The organism is Streptomyces laculatispora (assembly GCF_017353455.1).
Taxonomy (GTDB): domain Bacteria; phylum Actinomycetota; class Actinomycetes; order Streptomycetales; family Streptomycetaceae; genus Streptomyces; species Streptomyces laculatispora.
The window spans coordinates 1-9,506 of the sequence record NZ_JAFMPZ010000381.1; the positions used below are offsets into that span (position 1 = coordinate 1).

The following is a 9,506-nucleotide window of genomic DNA, read 5'->3' on the forward strand; positions in this document are numbered from 1 at the left end:
CTGCTCGCCTCCGGGATCGACCCGGAGCAGGAGGCTGTGCAGTTCTGGCTCGACCTCGGCGCCGACCCGGACGCCTCCGCGCTCGCGCACGCGCTCTACGTGGGGACCCGCGTCGCCGCGATTTCCCACCGCCGCGTGGAGCTGGCCGTACGCGGCACCACGGGGCTGCGGTTCTGGCCCATCGAAGCCGACGGCTCCCTCGCGGACGTCACCCCGGCCACGAGCGGCGGCTGGGAGCAACTGCGCCGGGCCGTCGACGCGTACACCCGGGCGGTGGACCGGGAGGCCGCGGCCGTGGCGGCCCAGCAACCGCTGGACGCACGCCTGCCGGACCTGCGCCGGCAGGTCGCGGAGGCGGACGGGAACCGTCGGCAGCGGCAGCTCCGGATGGAGGAGGCGGAGGCACTGTACACGGCCGCCCACGACACGCACACCGCCCTCGTCACCGAGTGGAACACGCGACGGGAGGAACTGGAGCAGGCCGGACGCGACCGCACGGAGCGGAAGAACGAGGTGACCGCCGCGGAGCGCGACCTCGCGGCCGCCGACGAGGACGTGCGCGCGGCGACGCGGGCCGTCGTCCCCGCACCCGACGGCACGCCCGCCCCGGAGACGGCCGCGCACGCCCTCCAACGCGCCGAGGGCAGGCAGCGCGACGCGGTGCGCGCGCTCGGCGCCAGGGAGGAGGGGGAGCGGACCGCGCGGCGCGAGGTCGACCGGCTCACCACCGCGGTCGGCGGCCTGGACCGCGCCCTCGCGAACGCCGAGCGCGTCATGGACGACAACCGGCAGGAACGCGACAGGGCCCGGGGCAGGCACCGGGACGCCGTCGCACGGTACGAGACCCGGGACCGCGAACGCGCGCAGGTGGAGGAGCGCTTGGGGGCCCTGCGCGGGGACCAGCAGGCCCACGCCCAGCAGGCACGCGACGCCTGGGCGAGCATGCCGGGCCCTGCCGGGCGGCTCAGCGCCGACCGCTGCGCCGAGCGGACCGGGGGCTCCGGCTTCCCGCTCGACACGCTCACCCCGCGGCCGCGCGGGCGGTGAGCCGGGGCGGGCGGCCCCGGGGTGAGCCCCGGGGCCGGTGCGCCGCGCGGTCGGCGCCGGGCGCGTCGTACGCGAAGGCCCCGGCGGGAGATCCCCGCCGGGGCCTTCGCGGCTGCCCGGGTGGTGAACCCGGGCCTATGCCGCCGGGTCAGCCGACCACGGTCCAGCGGCTGTCGGGGTCCGTGCCGCAGTCGTCGAGCTGGAGCTGCGTGGCACGGGCCATGGAGTCGTCCTTGACCTCCATGCACAGGTTGTTGCTCGCGGCGTTGCGCACGCGCACCGTGCCGTCCCCCACCGGGTCCAGCCACCACAGCTGGTTGTCCCGCGTCGAGCCGTCGCAGCGCGCCTCGATGAGCTTCGTCGCGGGCGGCTGCGCCCCGAACATCGGGACGTCCAGGCACAGGCCGTCCTTGACGTTGGCGAACAGCACAAGGTCGGCGCCGCCGGGCCCCTGGCCCGCGCCGCGCACCGACATGCTCCAGAGCTGGTTGTCCTTGTCGGTGCCGTCGCAGTAGTACTGCATGATCGGCTCGTTCACAGCGCCCTTGCCGTAGCCGGAGACGTCGGCACACATGCCGCTGTGCGCGTTCTTCAGCAGCACGCGGGAACGGCTCGAGTCCGCGAGAGTGCTCTGCTTCTTCTCGTTCGGCGCTTCCTTCTCCTCCTCTTTCTCCTTCTTCTCCGCCTCCGGAGACGGGGAGGTGACGGTGCCCGCGCGGGGAAGGGCTGCGCCCGCCCCCGCTCCGGCGCCGGCTCCGGCGGGGTGCTCCGCCGGCGCCTTCTTCCCGGTCTCCCGGCCGCCGGTCGGTGAGGAGGAGGCCGAGGGGCTGATCCGCCGCTGCTGGGCGGCCTCCTGCGCGGCCAGGTGCTGTTTCTTGCCGTCCTCGTCCGACTGGTAGCTGCGCCACGCGCCGAGGCCCAGGGTGGCGCCCGCGGTGAGCGCGAGCAGGGCCGTGGCCCCGGCGATCCTGGTGCCCACGCGGGAGCGTTCGCCCGGTTGCTGGGCGGTCTTCGTCAACGCCTCGACGAACCGGGCCCGCTGTCGTCGCTTTGCGTCGTCCTGCTCGGTGTCACTCAACGCTCTTCCCCAAGTCAACGATGGTCCAACTGTCGGCAGCCGGCCGCTTCCGCTTCCGTCGCTGCCGCCCCGCCCCCGTCCGGTCCGTGCGTCAGTCAACCAGCGCGCCCGCCGCCCCGGGTGGCACGCCGGACGTGTTGGGCACGGAATGGGCACGACTTGGACAGGGCCCGCGCGGCACGCTCGCCCCGGGGGCGGGGCGCGCGTCCTTCCGCGCGAATCCGCACGGGGCGAGTCTTTCACGGACCGCGCCCCCGGCGCGGCCGGGCGGTGCCCGGTACGGCCACCCCGCGTTCACCGCGCCGCCGTCCCGTACAGCGCCCGGTCCCGGAGCAGTTGGGCCGCCTTCGTCAGCGCCGCCGAGAGCCGCCGCCGGTAGGTGCTGAAGGACAGTCGCGCCCGGCTCGCCGCCGCCTGCTGGCTGCGCGGCCCGCTCGGAAGCACGCCGTTCATTCCGAAACGAACTGCACCTCTTCCAACTACTCCCCCGCACCGTCACCGACATCCAACCCCGTGACCCGGGCGGCCCAGGCGCCGGCACCCGCGCCGCGCACCTCGCACCGCGCCGCGGGCTGAGCCCCGCACGCCCCTCACCCGCCGCGCGGACGGAACGGTGGGCGGCTCTCAGCTCCGCCGCAGCCGGCTCCGGACGGCCGCCAGCGCGGCGCTGACCTCGGTCAGCCGCAGCGGACGGGCCAGCAGCGCCACCACCAGGAGGAGGACCGCGACCCCCGCGGCCGCCGCGCCGAAGTCCCCGAGCCCGGAGCCCTCCGTGTCGACGGCACGGGCCGTCGCGTACGCCAGCAGCCCCGCGGGCACACAGGCGGCCACCAGCCGCGCGTGCGCCCGCACTCCGGACGAGCGCACCAGCGAGGGCCGGTCCGCGCCGCTTCCGGAGACCCTTCGGTGCAGTACGTACGCGGTGACGGCGAAGCCGGCGAACAGCGCGACGGAGTACGCCCCGGCCATTCCCGTGACCGCCCAGCGCGGTGGCAGCACCAGGTACGCGGCGACCGCGAGGCCGGCGTTGAGCGCCGCGATGACCAGGTTCAGGAAGAACGGGGTCCGGGTGTCGCTCATCGCGTAGAACCCGCGGGAGAGCACGTACTGCCCGGAGTAGGCGATGAGCCCCGGCGCGAAGGCCGCCATCATGCCCGCCATCACGGTGATGTCGGCCGGGCCGGTCTCTCCGTGGCCGAACACCGCTCCCATCACCCACGGCGCGAGCGCGAGCAGCGCGGCGGCGGCCGGGATCACCACCGCGGCCGAGGTCCGCAGCGCGTACGAGATATCCCGCCGCACCCCGGACAGATCGCCCTCGGCCGCCGCCCTGCTCATCCGCGGCATCAGTGCCGTGACGAGGCTGACGGTCACGATGCCCTGCGGCACCACCCACAGCTGGAAGGCGTAGGTGTACGCGGTGTAGCCCGCGCCGCCCGCCACGTTCTGGTCCACGGCGTGCTGGCCGGTCGCGGTGGAGAGCCGGGTCACCACCCAGTAGGCGGCCTGGTTGGTCAGCACCAGCATGACGAGCCAGCCGGCCGCGCGCAGCGGCCGGGTGAGGCCGCTGCCGCGCCAGTCGAACCGCGGCCGCCAGCGGAACTTCGCGGCGCGCAGGGCGGGTACGAGCGCCAGGGTCTGTACGGCGATCCCGGCCGTGGTCCCCCAGCCGAGCAACTGGGCCTGTGCGGAGGTCAGACTGCCCTCCGAGCCCGCCGCGGTCCAGAGGTAGAGCCCGAACACGGCGATGATCACGACATTGTTGAGGACCGGGGTCCACATCATCGCCCCGAACCTGTTGCGGGCGTTGAGCACCTGCCCGAGCAGGGTGAAGAGCCCGTAGAAGAGGATCTGGGGCAGGCAGTAGCGGGCCAGGGCGATGGTGAGTTCGGCCTGGTCCCCGTGGTACGTGGGGGCGTACAGGGAGATGATCAGCGGGGCGCCGACGACGGCGAGCGCGGTGAGGGCGAGGAGCCCGGCCGTGCAGAGGGTGAGGAGCCGGTCGGTGTACGCGGCCCCGCCGTCGGCGTGTTCCTTGGCGACCCGGACCAGTTCGGGGACGAATACGGCGTTCAGGGCGCCGCCGATCAGCAGCATGTAGAGGATGTTGGGCAGGGTGTTGGCGACCGTGTAGCCGTCGGCCGGCAGTCCGGTGCCGAGCGCGGCGACGACGACCGCCGAGCGTATGAATCCCGTGGCCCGCGAGACGACGGACCCGGCGGCCATGACGGCGCCGCTGCGCAGTACCGAGCCCGAGCCCGGCTGCTCGCGTTCCCGCGTGGCGACCCCGGTGCCCGCGTCCGCGGCCGTCACCGGTGCGCCGGGCAGGGCCGGAACGTCCGGTACGGGGTTGTGCCGGGCTGCTCCGCGCACCGATGTCTCCCACTCTCCGAGGGCCCCCACGACCTCCTCGCCGGTGCCGGCTTGCGGCGCGGCGGTGCGAGGGGGCGGTCGTCGGGATCGAAGGAGGGAGGATATCGGACGCGGAGAACCCGGCTGTTCACCGGTGTGCATGAGCGGACCGTGGACCCGCCGGCGCGTTCCGGGCGGACGCCGGGCCGGCCGTTCCCCGTGGTTCCGGAGTTTTCCTCCGGCTCCCACGGCGATCCGGCCGGTCACCGACGCGCCCTGACGGCCGACATGGTCGGCCCGTTGCGCACCGAGCACAGCCCGGCCGGCTCACAGCTGACCTTCCCCTCGCCGGCGCGGACCGGCGTGCGGTCCGTGCCGTTGCGCGAGAAGTGATCACCGGCTGCTGCCGGGCGGGCACCGCTCCCGGGTACCGCCTCGCGGCGGTTCCCGGCTACTGCGCTCCCGGCAGGAGCGTTCCTGGATCGGCCGGTGCAACGTCCACCGCCTCGGTCCTCGGATTGCGCCGCTGCCGCTTGGCCACCCAGGTGGCGAACCAGGAGAGCAGCATGCACATCCCGATGTAGATCGGCGAGATCACCATCACCACGGGGATGAAGGGAAGATCGTAGTCGAGGTTGGAGGCGATGAGCTTCCCGGCATGGAGGAATTCCTCGTATGTGATCAGATAGCCGAGCGAGGTGTCCTTCAGCGCCACCACCAGCTGGCTGATGATGGTGGGCAGCATCGCGCGCACCGCCTGCGGGGCCAGGACGAAGGTCGTGACCTGCGTCTTGCGCATGCCCAGGGCGAACGCCGCCTCGTGCTGGCCGCGTTCCACCGAGTTGATGCCGGTACGGAACACCTCGGCGAGCACCGAGCCGTTGTACAGGGTCAGCCCGGCGACCAGGGCCGGCAGCGGCTGCACCTTCAGCGCGACGAAGATGAAGAAGATCATCACCAGTACGGGCATGGCGCGGAAGAACTCGACGAGGACCGTGGCGACCCAGCGCACCGGCCGGTGGTCGGAGAGCCGCCCGACGGCGAGGACGGCCCCGAGCGCCAGCGAGAGCACCGCGGCGAACGCGAATGCCTTGAGGGTGTTGCCGAGGCCGCGCAGCAGCAGTTCCTGGATGCCCTTGTACTCGAAGGGCGACCATTTGGCGCTGGTGAACTGGCCGGTGTCGAAGAGCAGGTAGATGACCCAGCCGACCAGGGCGAGGATCAGGACCGTCGAGGCGACCCCGTAGACGAGGTGCCGTCTACGGGTCAGCGGTCCGGGGATGTCGTAGAGCGCGGTGGCGGAGTGGGTGGTCATCGGGCGACTCCCCAGCGCTTCTCCATCACGTTGAACACCGCGCTGATGGACAGCGTGATGATCAGGTAGCCGACGGCGATCCAGACGAAGGTCCAGATGATGCTGTATCCCAGCTCGTTGAGGGTCTTGTAGGTGCCGAGCAGCTCGGTGACGCTGAACGCCCCGGCGATCGCCGAGTTCTTGGCCAGCGCGATGAGCGTCGAGCCGATCGGCGGGATCACCGAGCGGAACGCCTGCGGGAGCACCACGTTGCCGAGCGTCTGTCCGAACGTCATCCCGAGGCTGCGTGCCGCCTCACCCTGGCCCTTGGGCACGGTGTTGATCCCGGAGCGCAGCACCTCGCAGATGAAAGCGGAGGTGTAGCAGCCGAGAGCGATGACCGCGAAGACCTTGAACGGCAGCACCAGGCCGAAGCGCGGCAGACCGAGCAGCACGGCGAAGAAGAGCAGGGTCAGCGGGGTGTTGCGCAGCACCGTGACCCAGACCGTGCCGAGCACCCGCAACGAGCCGACGGGCGCCACCCGGCAGGAGGCCATCACGAAGCCGATGACCATCGCCAGGATCGAGGCGTAGACGGTGAGTTCGAGGGTTCCGAGGAAGCCCTCGCCGTACAGCGAGAAGTTCTCGGTGAGTACGTCCATGGTTCTGGTCGTCCTCTCAGGTCGCCGGGTAGCGGTCGATGGGCGGCGGCTTCGGTGCGGGCACCCCGGAGAGGCCGAGCGTGGCCTCGAAGGCCTTCTTCCAGTTGCCGTCCTTCTCGTTGGCCTCCAGCGCGTCGTTGAGCGCGAAGCGCAGCGCGTTGTCGCTGCGCGGGACGCCGATGCCGTACGGCTCCCGGGAGAACGGCTTGCCGACGACCTTCATCTCGTCGGGCGCCTTGGCCGCGAAGCCCAGCAGGATCGCGTCGTCCGTGGTGACGACGTCGACCTGGTAGGTCAGCAGGTTGTCGACGCAGATGGAGTACGTGTCGTAGGCGACCAGATCGGCCTTCGGGTAGTCGGCGGCGATCCGCTGGTACGGGGTCGAACCCGCCGCCGAGCAGACCGTCTTGCCCGCCAGGTCCTGTGGGCCGTGGATGTCGTTCTCGTCCGTGCGGACCAGCAGCCCCTGTCCGGCCATGAAGTAGGGGCCGGCGAATCCGACGAGCTTCTTGCGCATGGCGTTGATCGTGTAGGTGCCGACGTAGTAGTCGATCTGCCCGTTCTGCAACGCCGTCTCGCGGTTGGCCGAGGCGATCGTCTTGAACTGGATCGTCTTCGGGTCGAAGCCCAGCGAGGCCGACATCATCCGGGCGATCTCGATGTCGAAGCCGGAGTAGACCCCGGTGGCGGGGTCCTTCTCGCCCAGGTAGGGCTGGTCCTCCTTGGCACCCACCCGCAGGTATCCGCGTTTCTTGGCCTTCGTCCAGGTGCTGGAGTCCGGCAGCCGGAAGCCGGTGTCGACCTGGTAGACCGGCAGCGCTTCGGCCTTCGGCCCCTTCACCGGCGGGCTGCCCTCCTTGCCGCAGCCGGCGGCGAGGACGGCCAGCAGGAGGGCGGCACAGGCGGCCAGTACTTTCCTCGTACGCAACACAGGGCCTCCCGTCAGTGCTTGAGGATCTTGGACAGGAAGTCCTTGGCGCGGTCGCTCTCCGGTGCGGTGAAGAAGTCCTCCGGGGTGCGGTCCTCGATGATGCGGCCGTCGGCCATGAAGACGACCCGGTTGGCGGCGGACCGGGCGAACCCCATCTCGTGCGTGACGACGACCATCGTCATGCCCTCCCGGGCAAGCTGCTGCATCACTTCCAGCACCTCGTTGATCATCTCCGGGTCGAGCGCCGAGGTGGGCTCGTCGAAGAGGAGCGCCTTGGGGTCCATGGCGAGGGCGCGGGCGATGGCCACGCGCTGCTGCTGGCCGCCGGAGAGCTGGGCCGGGAACTTGTCGGCCTGCGAGGCGAGTCCCACCCGTTCCAGCAGTTCGCGGGAGCGCTGGTCGGCCTCGTCCTTCTTCCGCTTGCGGACCTTGAGCTGGGCGAGCGAGACGTTCGCCAGTACGGTCTTGTGCGCGAACAGGTTGAACGACTGGAAGACCATGCCGACTTCGGCTCTCAGCTGCGCGAGTCCCCTGCCCTCCTCGGGAAGGGGCCTGCCGTCGAGCGTGATGTGGCCCGACTCGATCGTTTCGAGCCGGTTGATGGTCCGGCAGAGCGTTGACTTGCCTGAGCCGGAGGGGCCGATGACCACCACCACCTCCCCGCGGCCGACGGTGAGATTGATGTCCTGCAGTACGTGCAACTTTCCGTAGAACTTATTGACGTCACGCAGCTCGATCAACGGATCGACGGCCATACGCTGCCCTACCCACTTGTCGCTTGGTCGAGGTCAGCGCAAACTATCCATCCCGGCAAGGGACTTCACACCCGACACGCGTAAATGGGGTATAAGGCGTTTTATCTCGTCGCAGTGCGGATCCGGGCGGGGACCACCCCGATCCGGACGGCCGCCTCAGCCCTCGGCCGACTCCGAGTAGATCTGGGACAGCTCCGGGCTGCCCGACATCGCCCAGCCCAGACCGGCCTCCACCACATCGATCTCGCGTCCGGAGGCGAGCCGCACCACGGGCTGGCCGCTCGGCCAGATGTGCCAGAGCGCGCCGGGAACGTTGCGCACCAGGACCGTTCCCAGGTAGAGCCCCGCGTCATTGCCCAGCCAGGGCAGCTCCTCCGGGTCGTCGCGCCAGCGCGGTGGTAGCTGGTCCAGTGCCGCCAACGAGGCCGGGCTGTCGTCGAGTTCGAGCCCGCGCTCCCCGGCCCGGACGCGGAGCAGGTCACATTCGGCGAGCAGTTGGGCCACGCCTTCCGGATCGGCGTCGACGGCGGCGGCCAGCCCCGCCTCCCGCGTACCGTCGTGACGCTTACGCCAGTTGTCCAAGAAAGGGATGTTCATACCGCTCAGGGTCGCATCCCGGCCCTGATCCGCACCACAGGACGCGCGGTCTGTCGTTCGAGCACGGAACACCTGATGTACCTCGCACGTTCACCCGGACACGTCCGGCGGCCGCGGACGCGGGCCGGGAAAAGGGGTGGTGACATCCCGCCGCGCGCTGATAGGTTCACGATCATGTGCAGCCCCGAATCGGACAGAGGCTAGCCACCGGTCCCCGGTGGCTTCCCGACCGGCCGGACCTCGTCCGCCCAGGTCACACAAGGCTGCCACCCCGGACCCATGCGGTTGCGGGTTGCGCTTCGGCGTACGCACAAGGGTGAAGATCCCCCGGCCGTCACAGCTCCGCCGATGTGCCGTGTCACGGCCACGATCGCAGTGACCGTTCCGCCGCGTTGCCGCTCGTCATGCGAGCGGGTGCGGCCCGCATCCCCAACCGGTTCTGTCCATCAGCCGTCCATGGGGTTCCTTCATGCCATTTTCCGTATACGCGCTCGGGCTCGCCGTCTTCGCCCAGGGCACTTCCGAGTTCATGCTGTCCGGCCTGCTGTCGGGCATCTCCGATGACCTGCATGTCTCCATCCCCGCCGCAGCCCTTCTGACCTCGGCGTTCGCCGTCGGGATCGTGATCGGGGCGCCGCTGATGGCGCTCCTGGGGCGCAATTGGCCCCGTCGGCGCGCCCTGTTGTTCTTCCTCTGCGTCTTCGCGGCCGTCCATGTCATCGGCGCGGTCACCAGCAGCTACGGTCTGCTGCTCGCGACGCGGGTCGTCGGCGCGCCGACGGGGCCAATT

The 9,506-nt window shown here is 71.1% G+C and carries 10 protein-coding genes; 2 read left to right on the forward strand and 8 right to left on the reverse strand.

Translation table 11 applies throughout. The features are described 5' to 3' along the window. The coding region (locus J1C73_RS19805) for a coiled-coil domain-containing protein (RefSeq protein ID WP_372446712.1) at positions 1 to 1,047 on the forward strand (1,047 nt) is incomplete at its 5' end. Between the two features lie 148 nt (positions 1,048 to 1,195). On the opposite strand, the gene J1C73_RS19810 is transcribed toward J1C73_RS19805, so the two are convergent. The 8 genes from J1C73_RS19810 to J1C73_RS19845 form a co-directional block, all read right to left on the reverse strand. Next, complete coding sequence (locus J1C73_RS19810; RefSeq protein WP_207317584.1) at positions 1,196 to 2,125, reverse strand: RICIN domain-containing protein; 930 nt, start codon at positions 2,123 to 2,125, stop codon at positions 1,196 to 1,198. Between the two features lie 294 nt (positions 2,126 to 2,419). Beyond that, complete coding sequence (locus J1C73_RS19815) at positions 2,420 to 2,578, reverse strand: hypothetical protein (protein WP_207317585.1); 159 nt, start codon at positions 2,576 to 2,578, stop codon at positions 2,420 to 2,422. Between the two features lie 171 nt (positions 2,579 to 2,749). Continuing rightward, a complete protein-coding gene (gene murJ / locus J1C73_RS19820) occupies positions 2,750 to 4,438 on the reverse strand; it encodes a murein biosynthesis integral membrane protein MurJ (RefSeq protein ID WP_372446713.1) in 1,689 nt (562 codons plus the stop codon). 490 nt (positions 4,439 to 4,928) lie between these two features. Beyond that, positions 4,929 to 5,792, reverse strand: a complete 864-nt coding sequence (locus J1C73_RS19825; protein ID WP_207317587.1) for an amino acid ABC transporter permease — start codon at positions 5,790 to 5,792, stop codon at positions 4,929 to 4,931. Then, positions 5,789 to 6,433: an amino acid ABC transporter permease gene (locus tag J1C73_RS19830; RefSeq protein ID WP_207317588.1), complete on the reverse strand. Its 645-nt coding sequence runs from the start codon at positions 6,431 to 6,433 to the stop codon at positions 5,789 to 5,791. Before J1C73_RS19830 ends, J1C73_RS19825 begins: the two co-directional genes overlap by 4 nt. A gap of 16 nt (positions 6,434 to 6,449) precedes the next feature. Beyond that, complete coding sequence (locus J1C73_RS19835; RefSeq protein WP_207317589.1) at positions 6,450 to 7,361, reverse strand: glutamate ABC transporter substrate-binding protein; 912 nt, start codon at positions 7,359 to 7,361, stop codon at positions 6,450 to 6,452. Between the two features lie 14 nt (positions 7,362 to 7,375). Next, positions 7,376 to 8,119: an amino acid ABC transporter ATP-binding protein gene (locus J1C73_RS19840; RefSeq protein WP_123463837.1), complete on the reverse strand. Its 744-nt coding sequence runs from the start codon at positions 8,117 to 8,119 to the stop codon at positions 7,376 to 7,378. Positions 8,120 to 8,275: 156 nt separating this feature from the next. Next, complete coding sequence (locus tag J1C73_RS19845) at positions 8,276 to 8,716, reverse strand: DUF6278 family protein (protein WP_123463834.1); 441 nt, start codon at positions 8,714 to 8,716, stop codon at positions 8,276 to 8,278. 469 nt (positions 8,717 to 9,185) lie between these two features. On the opposite strand from J1C73_RS19845, the gene J1C73_RS19850 reads away from it, so the two are divergent. Further along, positions 9,186 to 9,506, forward strand: a 321-nt coding sequence (locus J1C73_RS19850; RefSeq protein ID WP_207317590.1) for an MFS transporter, incomplete at its 3' end; no start/stop codon positions are given.